This is a genomic window from Perlucidibaca aquatica (assembly GCF_001676655.1).
GTDB lineage: Bacteria > Pseudomonadota > Gammaproteobacteria > Pseudomonadales > Moraxellaceae > Perlucidibaca > Perlucidibaca aquatica.
Window position 1 is genome coordinate 203,454 of record NZ_LZDB01000002.1, and the last position, 14,388, is coordinate 217,841.

Sequence of the window (14,388 nt, forward strand, 5' to 3'; positions counted from 1 at the left end):
GTGCATTGAACGAGACTGCAGCATGAGCATCAAATCAGATCACTGGATTCGTCGCATGTCCGAACAGCACGGCATGATCGAGCCCTTCGAGCCGGGTCAGGTTCGTCAGCAAAATGGCCAGAAGATTGTGTCTTACGGTACCTCGAGCTACGGCTACGATGTGCGTTGCGCGAATGAATTTAAGATCTTCACCAACATTAATTCGACCATCGTGGACCCTAAGAATTTCGACGAAAAGAACTTCGTGGATGTGGTCTCGGATGTTTGCATCATCCCGCCGAACAGTTTTGCGTTGGCGCGCACGGTGGAGTATTTCCGGATTCCACGCAGCACGCTGGTGGTGTGTCTGGGCAAGAGCACGTATGCGCGTTGCGGCATTATTGTGAATGTGACGCCGCTGGAGCCAGAGTGGGAGGGGCATGTGACGTTGGAGTTTTCTAACACCACTAACCTTCCAGCCAAGATCTACGCTAATGAGGGTGTGGCGCAGATGTTGTTCTTTGAGTCGGATGAGATTTGTGCGACTTCTTATAAGGATCGGGGCGGCAAATACCAGGGGCAGACGGGGGTTACGCTGCCTAAAACTTGATTCCGCCATCCGGTGCGGCCTGACACTGGAAAACACGCCGCAAGTACGTCCCTGTAGGCTCTCATGCGCCATCCATGGCGCATGACGGTTTTCCAGTGTCAGGCCGCACCAGATGAACAGCGTTCTCTTTTCGGGCGTTCGCGCCGTGAGCTTGGAGTTTCCTAATGTCGCATCGCCTTACGCTCGATTTTTTGTTGAATGATTGGCTGAACGCCGAAGCCCTTTGCCAGCGCGCGTTTCATGCGGAGCATAGTCGCGACACCTTTGCTGCGGTGCTGGATCTTAGTGAGCAGATTGCGACGGAGCAGTTTGCGCCGATTAATCGGCTCACGGATATCCAAGAACCGGAGTTTGACGGGGTGACGGTGCATCTGCCGAAGGAGATGCCGATTGCGCTGGCGGCCTTCAATGAGGCCGGGTTGATGTCGGCGAGCAAGCCGGCGGAGGTCGGTGGCATGCAGCTGCCGACCGTGGTCGAGATGGCGTCGATGAGTTTTTTCTATAAGGCGAGTGTGTCGCTGGCGGCTTATCCGATGCTGACGCGCGGTAATGCCAATACCATATTTGCGCATGGCACGCCGAAGCAGGTCGAGGTGTTTGCGAAGACGGGCTTTGCCGGTACGACCTACGGCACGATGTGTTTGAGTGAGCCGCAGGCTGGCTCTAGCTTGTCCGATATTGCCACGCGAGCGGTGCCTGATGCGGGTGGTGAAGATGACCCGCTGGGTGCGCGCTATCGTTTAACCGGCAACAAGATGTGGATCACCGGCGGCGAGCACGAGATGGGCGACAACATCATCCACCTGGTGCTGGCGAAAATTCCGGGGCCGGATGGTAAGCCGGTGGCGGGCGTTAAGGGCATTTCGCTATTTATCGTGCCGCGTATTTTGGTGGATGCCGAGGGCCGACCTACAGGTCAGCGCAATGATGTGGCGCTGGCCGGGCTCAATCACAAGTGTGGCTATCGCGGGGCGGTCAATACGCTGCTCAACTTCGGCGAGGGCAAGTTCCTGGTCGAGGGTCGGGCGGGGGCGGTGGGCTATCTGATCGGCGGCGAAGGCAATGGTTTGCGCTGCATGTTCACGCTGATGAACGAGGCGCGCATCGCAGTGGGTCTGGGCGCAACCATGCTCGGTTATGCCGGTTACGAAGCCTCGCTGGATTATGCCAAGCAGCGTCCACAGGGTCGTCATGCCGGTGCTGGCGGCAAAAATCATAGCAGTCCACAAGTGCCGATTATCGAGCACACCGATGTGAAGCGCATGCTCATGATGCAGAAGGCGATTGCCGAGGGCGGGCTGGCACTGGGCCTGTTCTGTGCACGCTTGGTCGATGAAGAAAGTACCGGCACGCCGGAGCAGGCGAAGGCCGCCGGGCTGCTGCTGGAGCTGTTGGTACCGATTGCCAAGAGCTGGCCCAGCGAGTGGGCGCAGGAGGCCAACAGCCAGGCTATCCAGATTCTCGGCGGCTATGGCTACACGCGCGATTTCCCGGTGGAGCAGTACTGGCGCGACAACCGTCTGAACATGATCCACGAGGGCACGCACGGCATTCAGGGCCTGGATTTGCTCGGCCGCAAGGTGCTGATGAACGAGGGTGCGGGGCTGAAGGCGCTGGCTGCGCGCATCGGCGAGACGGTGACACGTTCGGCCTCGGCGGATGCCGGCTTGCAGGCTCATGGTCGGGCGTTAAAGGCGGCATTGCAGGAAGTCGTGGCGGCAACGCAGGCGGCCTGGGCGACGGGCAATCCGGCCGAGGCGCTGGCGAATGCGACGAGCTATCTGCAGGGTTTCGGGCATGTGGTGCTGGCGTGGATCTGGCTGGAGTTGGCGCTGGCTGCGCAGGCCGCCGATGCGGGGCAGTGGCCTTCCGGCTTCCTGGCCGGCAAACGCGGGGCTTGTGATTACTTCTTCCAGTATGAACTGCCGAAAATCACGCCGTGGCTAGGTGTTGTTGCCCGGCGTGAAATGGTGTGTGCGCGAGCTTCCGCCGACTGGTTCTGAGTTTCAAGGCTTCGCCAAATTGTTACATCCGACATCCGGTGCGGCCTGACACCGGAAAACACGCCGTGAATACTTCCCTGTAGGCTCTCATGCGCCATCCATGGCGCATGACGGTTTTCCAGTGTCAGGCCGCACCAGATGACAGCGGTCACTTTTGCGGATTTGGGGCGCAAATTTTCGCATCTGTCCCTGATGCATCACCGCGCAAACTGGCCGCGGCAGAGGCATCGTGGAGATATTAGGTTTCCGAACCGATGTCGCTTGTCGGTGACTTGGCCGCGAAAGGATAGGCACTACCGCCTTTACCCTTTGGTGGAATACGCAGGGACAGCAACATGGTGGCAGTCAGCGTTAGCACGGTGAACGACAGTGACCAGACGACGGGGATTTTGTAGATGTCGATGATCAACATCTTGATCCCGATAAACGCCAAAACCAGAGCCAAACCGTAACTCAACAAGTGGAAGCGTTCGTGGACGCCGGCCAGCAAGAAGTACATGGCGCGTAGACCGAGAATGGCGAACACATTCGAGGTCAGCACAATGAAGGGGTCCGTGGTAATGGCAAAAATGGCCGGAATGGAGTCCACGGCAAAGACCACGTCCACAATACCGATCAGGACCACGACAACGGCCAGTGGCGTTACCACGCGGACACCGTTAATGAACGTGAAAAACTTTTCACCATCATAATCTGGGGCGATACGTACCTTGCGTCTTAACCATTGCAGGGCAGGATTGGCCTCTAAGTCCGGTTCTTTGCCAGCAGCCCACCACATCTTGATGCCGGTAAAGAGCAAAAAAGCGCCAAAGAAATACAGAATCCAATGGAATTTGGCGATCAGCCAGGCACCAATCAGAATCATCACAGCACGCAGGACCAGCGCGCCCAGCACCCCGATCATAAGGACGCGTTTCTGAAATTCCGCGGGTACCGCAAAGTAGGTGAACAGCATTAGGAAGACAAAGACATTGTCTACAGCCAATGCTTTCTCAATCAAATAGCCGGTAATGAATTCGACGGCTTTGGTGTTGGCCAACTCACGAGCAACGGCATCACTGCCAGTCCCGCCAAGGTGCCACCACATCCAGCCCATGAAGACAAAGGAAAGCGCGACCCACACCAGGGACCAGATGCCGGCTTCACGCATCGAGACTTTGTGCGAGCCCTGACGATTGAGCACAAAAAAATCCAGGACCAATGCGAGCAGCACAAAAAGTCCAAACAAGGACCACATGAGCGGGGTGCCAATGGTTGTCATAAAAATGCCTGAATAATAAATAAACGAAAATGCAAGCTAGCCGTCACGGCTAGCTTACTGTCGGTAAACCTGACGGGTCTAGCGTACCGTAATCACATCACGATGCTTGACGCCAAGACTTTGAGCCGTTCGCCCGGCGCTTGGCGTCGCGGGATTGGTTACGGGAGCGGCACGCAGCGCGTCGCGGATGGCTCGGAAGGCGGCAATAGACTCGGGGAGATTGGCACGGAAGTCCGGATCCACGCTGGTGCGCGCGATGATCAGGTTGTCCGGTTCAGAGACGTATACATACTGCCCCCATACGCCGGCAGCGAAATACTCGCGCTGATAGCCTTCCCACACCCACCATTGGTACTGATAGCCGCGCGCACCGTAATCGTAAGGCGAAACGCCGGGCTCCAAATGAGGCCCTGCCGGCGTGGTGGCCTCCGCCACCCAGCCTTCGGGTAGCAGCTGGATGCCGTTCCAATTGCCCTGATGCAAGTACAAGCGCCCGAGCTTGGCGAAGTCGCGCAGGCGAGCGTTAAGGCAGCAAAACGCCATTTCCATGCCGTCTTCGCTTGGCTGATCAATATTCCAGTAGGCATCGCCCTCCATGCCGAGCGGTTGCCAAAGCTTTTCCTCGAGCACGGCGGACAAGGACTTTCCGTATAGCCGCTGCAACATCATTCCCAAGGCCTGAGTATCTACACTGATGTAGTGGAGCATCTCGCCGGACGGGCGTTCACGCCCGTAGTCGTGCATGACTCGATCGATGCGCTGACCGAGCACATACACCTTGATAAACAGCCGACTGATATCGGAGTGACGACTGACATAATTTTCGTCGAAATCTACGCCGGACGACATTTGCAAAACATGTCGGATTGGCACGCCTTCATAGGCGCTACCCTTTAGATCAGGCACATAGTCCGTGATCGGGTCGTCCAGTGAGCGAATGCGACCTTCCTTGAGTGCAATGCTCACGAGCGTTGCGACAAAAGACTTCGCCACCGACCAAGAGGTGTGCCGGGTAGTCGCATCCGCGCCATGGAAATAGCGCTCCATGATGATTTGATCGTCTTTGACCACCAGTAATCCGGTTGCCGTCGCCCGCTCCAAAAACTCATCGAGCCGGCGTGTCTCGCCGTTGAATGTATAGCGGATATCCAGCGGCCGCTCGGCACGCGAGAACTCAAAGGGCGTGGCGGCGCGGACCACGCGATAGGGCAGCACCTGCTCCATGCTGCGAAAGTTCTGGATGCGCTTATCGGGCGCAAACAGCGCGTTGAGTTTCAGTGGGTTGTACTCCGCCCAAGGTCGGATCAGTACCAACAACGCCAGCAACACGAGCGACAATATTGCGCCGCCGATTTTCAAATGCCGTCCCTTCATAGTTGTTATCCGCTTACCGTATAAATTGAGTTGGAGACTTCCAGTGAGCCACGCGCCGTACAGTGCAACAACGAAGCCAGAGCGAGATGCATGATGCGTTGGTGTTGTGACTGGAGAGGAAGCGCTAGGCCGACGATACCAATAGACTGCTTGGCCTCTCTGACACTCCAACGGGCATACAGTGCTGCTAGGCTGGCTGCTATGATCGCTAGTGCGGCAAGAGATTGCTCCCAGCTCATTGCGTAGTGCGCAAAGTACCGTGTCCGTTCGAGCGATTGGTGAGGCGTCACCATGGCACTGCGAGTTCTCATAGCGCGTGATCCATCGATGCGCATGCCTTAAGCTCTCCTAGTGACCACACGAGGTTGTACGACTCACGCCATGTGATCACGACGTGCCCATCGCTACCAAGAAGTTCCCATGTGACAGTCGCGAAGACAGCACCAGACCCTACAGCGACGATATTCAGGTCTTTGTGCCGGCAGCTACGGCAGCCAGTCCGATGGTACTTGTCGAGAACGTTCTGAAAGTAGTCGGCGATGTCCTCGCGCGAGACGAAAGACTCGGAGGTGCCATCACCTCGCACTGCCAGATAAGGTGCAGCGTAGCGGGTTGCAACTACGTTCCCGTCAAACGTGGAGAATGCCGCATTGAACTCGGAAAAGAATTTTTTAGCGGACTCGTAAAGGCTGGTGGTTTGCATAACTCCCCCTTCTCCGCGCCATCAACTCATCGGCACGACCAGCGTCGTGACGCCCAACGCCTAGGTTCAGCCGGGGATTAGCCGTAAGGCGAATATCTCGGGTGGAACCGCTGGTTAGAGGGCTTATCCAACGACGGGTACGCCGACTATGTATGGCGGCAACCCTTGATCGTGACGGGTAGCGAACTTTGCAAAATTGGCCTGATAAAGCGGGGTTGCCTCAGCGTGCGTAAGCCATAGACGAACACCGGATATCATTTCCTGGCAGAACATCTGAAGATCGATGCACAGTGCCTTGTTCAGTGTGCAGTAGTGAAAGCTGTTACTCGTTGCGTGTGGTTCAATGAATATAATTCGCTCATACGGGCTCTTCGGATGCTGCGTGCTTCCCTGATGCAGAAGTGAGCAGCGGAATCTGTAACAAGCATCCCCGTCCAAAGGATTAACTACGTTCAGAACCTGACCGGGGAAGTTGGCGGAGAGTGTGGCTTGAACTGTTTCCGCCAAACGAGGTCGGACCCACTGCTCGTACCAAGCAGCGTAGCGCACCCCTGTCGCTTTCCCATCCTGCGCGTTTAGCGCGCCCGCAATGTCAGGCAATGTCAGCGCGGTAAACAGTGACAAGAAATAGTTACCTGATGCTAGGGAGTTTTCGAGCTGGTCGATCAGAAGACGCATGTGCTAATGCCCTCTAGCGCATGAGTTAAGCCGACCCGTGGCGGAGCGGCGGACACGGTCAAGCATAGCGCAAAAGCAAGTGGCCGACGCCACGGGGTCGGCTTGAACGAATTGTTAGGTATCACTTGGATTGTTGATGCCCCACCACTTTGGGCGCTTTGAAACGTAGGAATGAGATTGCGGCGCAAGCTCTTGGCGATTGGGTGAATCAAATGTGCCCAGAGCAAGCGCTAAGGTGGGTTTATCATCAATTGCGCCAATTGTGCTGCCGCACACCGAACAAAATGCACGGCTTGACCATTCTGACGACCGCCATTTCGAAGGCGCTCCACCAGAACCTGTCCATTGAACTTGATCTCGTGTGAATTCAACCCAAATTTGTGTAAGTGAACCAGAGTGGCGCTGGCATTGTTTGCACGAACAGGTGTGAGGCTTCATTGCTGGACCAGTAGCTATAAAGCGGATGTTTCCGCACAAGCAACCGCCCTCATAGGTCTTCGGCCTTGCCATAGTGATTACCTGACTCAATTTGTTATGAAGCCTAACGATTGAGCGAAAAGTTATGCACTACCTTCACGCTCAATGACGAGAATTCTAGCCTCACCAATCGGATGGGCTACGTGCTCGGTGCCTACCGCCGCATAGAAGACGTCGCCGGTTTCCAGGATGGTGCTGTACTCAACGCCGGCGTCCCTATAGCGCATCTCGACTTGACCATCAAGTACGGTGAAGACCTCCTCCCCGTCGTTGATGTGCCATTTGTATGGCTGGTCTGTCCAATGAAGGCGTGTGGTTATGCCGTCCATGTTGGCAATTTCTGCAGCCCCCCAGGGGCGATCCGCTTTGTATGTGCTTCCGCGAAATACTTTCATGATGTGCCTAACTTAGTTTATACCGCAGTACTGCGGTGTAATTATTCTGGTTTGCTGCATAAGGCGTGAGCGCTGGTAGGAAGCTCAAGGCTTTCAACACATTGGCAACTTGAACACAGCACTCCCTGCCGACAAATACCGCAATTACCATACTTCCGAGAGTGCCATGCAGGCACGGCGCAAGTAAACCTACTGCCCAACCCCGCCGGCCCCTGAACCACCACCGCAGCCCCGACCCTGAGCGCTGTTCACCTGAGAATCCCCGACACTGGAAAACCGTCATGCGCCATGGATGGCGCATGAGAGCCTACAGGGATGTACTTGCGGCGTGTTTTCCAGTGTCGGGGATTCTCGGGTGGCTGAGCCAGCTCAGTGAGCTGCTAAGGAAGTTCAGCGCACCGGCGGAGCCGGCATATCCCACGGCGTCCCCTTCAACAGCTTTAGCCCGCGCAACCCCGTAGCCTTTGGGTATCGCCTCTGCAAGGGCATTACAAACTCCTCCGCCAATCCAGAAACCACGAGAGGTGCTTGCCGCAACCAGCTGGCAATCCCCGAAGCCTGCAACCGCAAATCCACCTGCGCCCGCGCCTCTGCCGTCAGCGCCCGATAAGCCAACAAAATCTGCTCCCGACACGCCACGCGATACCGCACCACCGCCATCTGCGGATACACCGTATCCCCCAGCGTCAAATCAAAATGCTTCTCGCCGCGCGCATACGCCGTCGCATTCACATCCAGATAGGTCAGATAGTCCCGACTGATCTCGCCAAAAATCGCATTCCAATCCGAGCTGGCAAAGTCCTCCAGTTCAGCGTGCGACGGTGTATTGCCGCCATGCGCATTCCAAACCCGGCCGACCCAGGCGTATACGGCCGGTGCGGTGTCGATCATCTGTTTGGCCGAGTGCGGGTCGAGCGCGAAGTGGCGGAACATGGAGGCGAAGAAGGCGAAGTCGACAATGCTGGGGCGTTCGCCGAGCAGGAACGGTCGGTCTTTCAGGCGCTGGCTGAGCTGCGCCAGCGTGCGCCGGTACAGCGCTTGCACCTGGGCCTCGTTGTGCGGGCGGATGCCGTCGTCGCGGACGAAGGTCAGGTACTGCCGCCAGCGCATGTACCAGCCCAGGCCGGCGGCGGGATAGCGCGTGCCATCCGAGAGTTCGCGGCCGAGGCGATGCCGCAACAGGCGGTGCGAGTCGGCGAAGTTCCAGCGGTAGTACATGGCCGGTCGCCACAGCCACTCATCGGCATAGTCTTCGATGAGCAGGGCGATGAAGTGGCTGGCGGGGTCAGTCGGGTAGATCGATGGCCGGCCGTGCTGCTGGTCGAGCCAGCGCATCATCGGCGTGGTGTCTTTCAGCCAGCGGCCATCCGGGCATTGCATGGCCGGTACTTTCATGACGCCGGTGGCGGGCAGCACGGTGTTGCGTAGCGTGTCGGTGTTGACCTCGATGCGCTCATGGTCGATGCCGGCGTAGCGCAGGTAGGCTTCGAGCTTGCCGCTGTAATACGACACATCAGAAACATAGGCGCGATAGCGCGCCGAGGGCGTGGCGGCAGTGCTCATGGCTTACTCCGGGGCAACGCGCAGAGCGATTTGACGCAGGCGCGGGATGGCCAGCTTCATGGCATCGCCAGCGCCGATGCTTTCCAGCCAGCTCTGCACGCTGGCCTGTTCGGCGGCGGGCAGGGCGTGGAAGGTGTCGAAGCTGCGTTGTGCCATCCACAGGCTGAACGGGCGTGCGCCGATGCGCAATTTGTCGCGGCCCATGGGCACGTCAATCATGCCGAGCATGCGTGACCAGCCGCGACCCGGTTTGAGGCTGGAGCGGGTGCGTTCCATCTCGCCCAGGGTTAGTTCCAGCTGCGGCCAGAAGTCGGCGAATACCGATTTGAACAGTGGCAGCAGCGTGTCGGGGATCGCGTCATCTGCGAGGAAGTTGCCGGCCTGGGGCTGTGGCGGATTCATCATGCGTTTAACCCAAGCGTGCAAATTAGGGCGCTTGGCAATGAGTTCGCGTGCCGGCCAAGGGTCGCGCCCAAGGTGGGCGTAGAGCGGGCCGATGAGGCCGAAGTCACCGAGGCAGGGTTTGCTGCCGAGCAGGTAGCCGTATTGGCCGAAATGAGTGTCGAGCAGGTCGAGCTGTTCGTGCGTCCAGCGTTCGATGATCTCGTGCTGGCCGGGCACGACACCGACGCCGGGCAGGTAGCTGCGCAGCAGCGTAGCGACTTTGGTCACGGCGCGGTTCTTGATGAAGCGCGGCATGAAGGGCAGTAAGTTGTCACCCACTTCAGGCTGGAAGCGGTCGCGGAAATTCTCCGGATAGCTCCAGCGGAAATGCATGGCCGTGGGCAGCCAGTATTCGTCCGCCCAAGCTTCGATCAGGCTTGAGGCCAGCTTCTGCCGTGGTGTGGTAGGTACGACCGGCGCATTCGGGAAGCGTTGTTCCAGCACATCAATAATATGCGAAGTGTCTTGCAGCCATTCGCCTTCAGGCGTAACCACCACCGGCATAACCTGAGCGCCGACCTTTTTCTGGATGGTCGGCATGGTCCACAGATGAATGTTCTTCTCCACAAACGGAATGCCCTTGTAGCGCAGGTAGGCGCGGGTCTTGCCGCTGTACAGGGAAATTTCCCACGCGTAATGCAGGTAGGGACGAGTCATTTGGCAGGGGCTCCTGTTGTGGTTTTATGTGGGGCAGCTTTTGCCGCAGCGGCGTCGTCCACAAAAATGGGCGATGACCAGGCGCGATGTTCGGCAGGGGCGAGGCATTCGTCTTTACTGTCGGTGCGGTCGTCGCCATAGCAAGGCTTCACGGCAATGCAGCGGCCCTGCGCGTCAAATTCGCAGCGTAAGTTCGCGGCGTTGATGGTGGGCGAGGCCTTTTGCACGGCGCGGACGTAGTAAATGGCTTCGCGGCCCTGACGCTTGGCGGAGGTGTCACTGAATTCCACGGTACAGCCAGCTGGGTCGCCGCTACAGGCGAAGGTTTTCCATGGGTCTTCGATCAGGTCTTTCACGTTTTCACCGCGTTGGTTCTGCGGCAGGATGCGCACCACTTCAATGCGGTCAATGAGCTTGCGTGTGTTCGACGGGTTGTAGCATTCGCCGCGACAGATTTGCTCCACTTGCTTGCTGCCCAGTGCCGTCAGGCTCTGCTCAGGGCAGCCCGGAAGCTGCTCAAAATCACCCACCGCACGCACACGGAAGGAAGGATTACCCACGCCTTTCACCTCCGAGCCCATGGGTGCGGTCATGCCTTTATCACCGAGTAGGTCGAACCAGAGCAGCATGCGCTCGCCGGAGGTGGCATAGACTTCGCGGCGCTTGAGTGCGCCCCAGATGGCATCGCGTGAGCGACCCGGGCTGTGCACAGCGACTAAGCCCCCGGTATAAAAGTAAGACTGTGCGCGCTCGCTTTCGTTCACTTGCAGGAAGTTGAAGCGACTCTGGTTAATGTCGAAGGGCACTGACTCGGGCTTTTTGCCGGTGGGCTTGGCTTCATCAATGAAGAACTTGCGTAGCGGCATATCCTGACCATAGGCCTCGGTGTTTTCATGTCGGCCCACTTGTTTAAAGCCGGTGCCGGGTTGTGCCGCGTGATTGTCGCTGGAGGCAATAAAGCCAAAGCGGAAGCGCAGCGGACCTTTGCCGTTTTCGCCCGGCTCGTCAAAGTTAGACAGTGCGAGTGCGTATTGCGTGGAGCCACCGGCGCGATAGTTGAAGGCAGGCAGGAAGCAGTCGGTGCACTGGCCGGCGTCTAGCCAATCTTCAGGCTTCACGCCAGGCACCACGAGATGGCCGCCACGGCCTGCAGCAAGGTAATCACGACGCGCTTTCACCACACGTTTTTCGCAGTCGGCGGCGGGTAATGAACCACATCGGCTTCGAATGATTTCCCCTGCACGCCAGCACGAAGGGAGATAGTTTTTACTGGGCGCCGGGCAAGTGGCATTGCCCTCGGCATCAAAAGCGACTTCCTTCCAGTCGCGGTATTGTTCGGAGTTGCCATGACCGGAGTACACCTCAATGAGTCGCTGGCGTTCGGGGTCGTGCTGCTTGCGCGTGAGCTGTTTTTCCCAGCCGGAGCCCAGTGGGGTGTAGAAGCCCCAGGTGTTGCCATGCGGGATGACCAAGCTCTCGCTACCCCAATCCCGGAGCTTGGCAAACAGGTCGGCGGGGGTTGTCGCGTACTCCACGCACTCTTTGGGCAGGTCGCGTACGGGGACCCCTTCGGCACAGACATTTTGGCGGCGCAATTCGGCGAGTTTGTATTGCTGATCGAATTGCGATTGCCGGCTGGCAAAATCCATATAGGGCGAGATTACATCTTGCCAATACGGGCGGCCGTTGGCGCGCATGGCGGAGGCGGCAATGCTTCCGGCGCTAATGGGACGCGCAGGAATGTTGGCGTCGTCGGTATCACGCAGAATGACATTTTTGTGGCCGTAATGGGTTTCTGGGGTGTTGCCCATCTGCGTCCATTCCCAGCCCAGGAAAGTCACCATGTCGGGGTTGGCCGGATCACCTGCCACGGCGTTGCATTGCCGGACGGTATCCTTCAAGTCTTGCCAGTGCCGAGGTGTGAGCGATTCACCATGTTCGGTGCTGGCCCAAAAATCCAGACCGGAACAGAAGCGGGCGTAGTCGCAGGCTTCGGCAGGTGGGTGTACGCCGTTGCCATGCAAAACCGGCATGCTCCAGGCAAAGGCATCCACGGAGTAGGTCGTGTGCACATGCAGATCGCCAAAGAGAATCTGCTTAGCATCGGCACGCTCGCCAGAGGCTGCTGCAAGCGCATCGCGGCGGGCCTTTAGAATTTCTTCGGATACCGACTGGCCACTGATTACGCCCGGCGTTTCGGGGTGAGGTTCACGATCCAGGTAAAGCCATGCCGCGACGGCGACCAGGGCGATGCTGATGATGCTGATTTTTTTTATGTTTTTGCTCATGGATTTACACCAGTAATCGGGTCAAGAACCAGAAAATGCCCAGGCCGGCAACGGCGGCAGAGACCCCTTGGCTGCTCCAGGCAGCCACGTGTGGAAAGCGTCTTAACAGATGTAGCAAGGGCCAGATCAGCGCGATGATGAGTATCTGCCCCAATTCGACGCCGAGGTTGAAGCCCAGCAGACCCGGCAAGAACTGCTCGGCAGGTAATGCCAGCTCGCCCATGAGTCCGGCAAAGCCAAAGCCATGGATTAAGCCAAAAATAAAGGTCAGGGCGAGGCGCCAGCGCTGAGGTTGAGGCGCGCTGGCCAGCAAACCGAAATAACAGGCGGTAAACACAAATAGGCTGAGCAGCAGCGGGAGCTGACTAAAACCACTAATGAATAGCCCCAGCCCAGCTACTCCGATGAGGGTGATGAGCAGTAGACGAGGTATCCAAGGGTCGCGCGCGCTCTGCAACCATAGATTTTCGGCTGCAACGAGAGCAATGGAAAACCCAATGAGCGCCTCAATTCGAGCCTGATCTACGATCACCCAACCTAAGCTGGCGGCTGCCAAGGTGAGGCTGTGGGCGAGGGTGAAACCAGTGGCCAGCCACACCACATCGCGTAGCCGTGGGGCCAATAAAATTAACATCAGAATAAACGCGAGATGGTCCCAGCCACTCAGGATATGGCTCAGACCAATGCCAATAAATTGCTGCAGCGAGTTCGCTTCAGGCGCGGTGGCACCTAGCGTCAGGCTGGGATGGGCAAAGTTCAGCACACGCTGTTGTGTTGGCTGCTGTGGCGCATCAATACGGACAAAATGCAGGTGCGATGGCGCCACGTTCTCCAGTAAACGCGTGCGTAACGTCCACGGTTGTGCTGACGGACAGTCCACGTGCCAGCGCGCACTCACCCAGCCGTCGGCCTCGATTTGAGCCTTTGCCTCTTGAGCCGTGCAACGCTGTTTCTGCGCCCACAGTTGGAGATCACGCGCCAATAAGGTCGCTACTTTTTCGGCGTACTGCTCGGTGTAGCGCGGATCAAGCTGTAACCGACTCAGTTGCAATTGGGAGATACGCGCCGTGACCGAGGCACCGGATTCGCTGAGCTGCCATTGCGAGTAGGAGGTACCCAAGTTATGGGCATGAGCCCAACCACTCACGACCCAGAGGCAAAGAAGCCAGTAGCGATAAAACGTCATTGTGCATCGACTCGCGTGACGCGGTATTGCTGACGCAAGTCATCAAGCAGTTCACGCACTGCGCGCTCGTCACGCTGGCGGCGAAGCTCGCGAAGCACAGGCTCGCGAACGGCTTCGAGTGCAGGTGCAGGGGCAAGTTGCTGCTCGCTGACGAGCAAAACCACCTGTTGACCTTGGTTGGCGATGGGCCGACTTTCTTGACCCAAGGGCAGAAGCATGGCGGCCTTGACCAGTTCCGGCCCTAAGTACTGTTGCAGTTTATGCAAGGGCAAAAGGCTGTTCGGCAAGGGCGGCAAAAAGGCTTTGCGCTCACCCGCTGATCCGAGTATCCAGGCCTGCACCCGGAGCTGAGCAGGCGGCACAAATAAGCCTACATTGGCGCGATAAAACGACTCGAGCTCAGTTTCGGCTATCGCGTCATCGGACAGGCTGGCGGTGGTGCTGAAGAGCACTTCGGCAATGAGCTGGCCGCGCAAGCGTTGATCGTGTTCAACCAGCCCCAAGCTCAGGCCATGTTGTACCAGCAGCTCTTCGTCGATTAGGCGATCTAAGATTTGCGTCTGCTGTGCTGTCGTTAAGGGCGTGCGACGCTCGGAAGCAGCGGCTGCCACACCTTTCAACCACTCATCGCGCAGAATCAGGCGCTCGCCCACTTGAGCCATGGCCCCGCTGGGTAGACCCGCCGCGGGCACTTGCCGAACGACGCTAATGCCCGAGCCCACCATGCCCGCGAGGAGGCCGGCCAGCAGCAACAGTCGAGGCATGGGCAT

At 57.9% G+C, this 14,388-nt stretch carries 13 protein-coding genes; 2 read left to right on the forward strand and 11 right to left on the reverse strand.

The annotated features are described in order from the left end of the window. Nucleotides 1–22 precede the first annotated feature (22 nt). Together dcd and A8710_RS04575 are read left to right on the forward strand one after the other, a co-directional pair. Nucleotides 23–589: a dCTP deaminase gene (dcd, locus tag A8710_RS04570; protein WP_068858321.1), complete on the forward strand. Its 567-nt coding sequence runs from the start codon at nt 23–25 to the stop codon at nt 587–589. Between the two features lie 164 nt (nt 590–753). Beyond that, a complete protein-coding gene (locus A8710_RS04575) occupies nt 754–2,592 on the forward strand; it encodes an acyl-CoA dehydrogenase (RefSeq protein ID WP_068858322.1) in 1,839 nt (612 codons plus the stop codon). 238 nt (nt 2,593–2,830) lie between these two features. Here the strand turns inward: A8710_RS04575 and A8710_RS04580 are convergent, their stop codons facing one another. The 11 genes from A8710_RS04580 to A8710_RS04630 form a co-directional block, all read right to left on the reverse strand. Then, nucleotides 2,831–3,853: a TerC family protein gene (locus tag A8710_RS04580; protein WP_068858323.1), complete on the reverse strand. Its 1,023-nt coding sequence runs from the start codon at nt 3,851–3,853 to the stop codon at nt 2,831–2,833. Between the two features lie 78 nt (nt 3,854–3,931). Then, the gene (locus A8710_RS04585; RefSeq protein ID WP_068858324.1) at nt 3,932–5,227 is read right to left on the reverse strand and encodes a serine hydrolase domain-containing protein; all 1,296 of its coding nucleotides are present in this window, start codon (nt 5,225–5,227) and stop codon (nt 3,932–3,934) included. Between the two features lie 307 nt (nt 5,228–5,534). Then, a complete protein-coding gene (locus tag A8710_RS04595) occupies nt 5,535–5,930 on the reverse strand; it encodes a hypothetical protein (RefSeq protein ID WP_068858326.1) in 396 nt (131 codons plus the stop codon). Between the two features lie 123 nt (nt 5,931–6,053). After that, nucleotides 6,054–6,608 (reverse strand): hypothetical protein, encoded by a 555-nt coding sequence (locus A8710_RS04600; protein ID WP_068858327.1) that lies wholly within the window; start codon nt 6,606–6,608, stop codon nt 6,054–6,056. Nucleotides 6,609–6,722: 114 nt separating this feature from the next. Continuing rightward, the gene (locus A8710_RS12025) at nt 6,723–7,118 is read right to left on the reverse strand and encodes a GFA family protein (protein WP_082968662.1); all 396 of its coding nucleotides are present in this window, start codon (nt 7,116–7,118) and stop codon (nt 6,723–6,725) included. 50 nt (nt 7,119–7,168) lie between these two features. Further along, nucleotides 7,169–7,480, reverse strand: coding sequence for a cupin domain-containing protein (locus A8710_RS04605; protein WP_068858328.1), 312 nt, complete (start codon nt 7,478–7,480; stop codon nt 7,169–7,171). Nucleotides 7,481–7,870: 390 nt separating this feature from the next. Then, nucleotides 7,871–9,043 carry a glutathione S-transferase family protein gene (locus tag A8710_RS04610; protein ID WP_068858329.1) on the reverse strand — a complete coding sequence of 391 codons (1,173 nt, stop codon included), beginning with the start codon at nt 9,041–9,043 and terminating at the stop codon, nt 7,871–7,873. Between the two features lie 3 nt (nt 9,044–9,046). Continuing rightward, complete coding sequence (locus A8710_RS04615) at nt 9,047–10,144, reverse strand: glutathione S-transferase family protein (protein ID WP_068858330.1); 1,098 nt, start codon at nt 10,142–10,144, stop codon at nt 9,047–9,049. Continuing rightward, nucleotides 10,141–12,432, reverse strand: coding sequence for a DUF3604 domain-containing protein (locus A8710_RS04620; RefSeq protein WP_068858331.1), 2,292 nt, complete (start codon nt 12,430–12,432; stop codon nt 10,141–10,143). The genes A8710_RS04615 and A8710_RS04620 overlap by 4 nt, the downstream gene beginning before the upstream one ends. A gap of 4 nt (nt 12,433–12,436) precedes the next feature. Further along, nucleotides 12,437–13,618 (reverse strand): HupE/UreJ family protein, encoded by a 1,182-nt coding sequence (locus A8710_RS04625; RefSeq protein ID WP_068858332.1) that lies wholly within the window; start codon nt 13,616–13,618, stop codon nt 12,437–12,439. Then, entirely contained in the window at nt 13,615–14,388 is a 774-nt protein-coding gene (locus A8710_RS04630) for a peptidylprolyl isomerase (RefSeq protein ID WP_157686294.1), read from the reverse strand. Before A8710_RS04630 ends, A8710_RS04625 begins: the two co-directional genes overlap by 4 nt.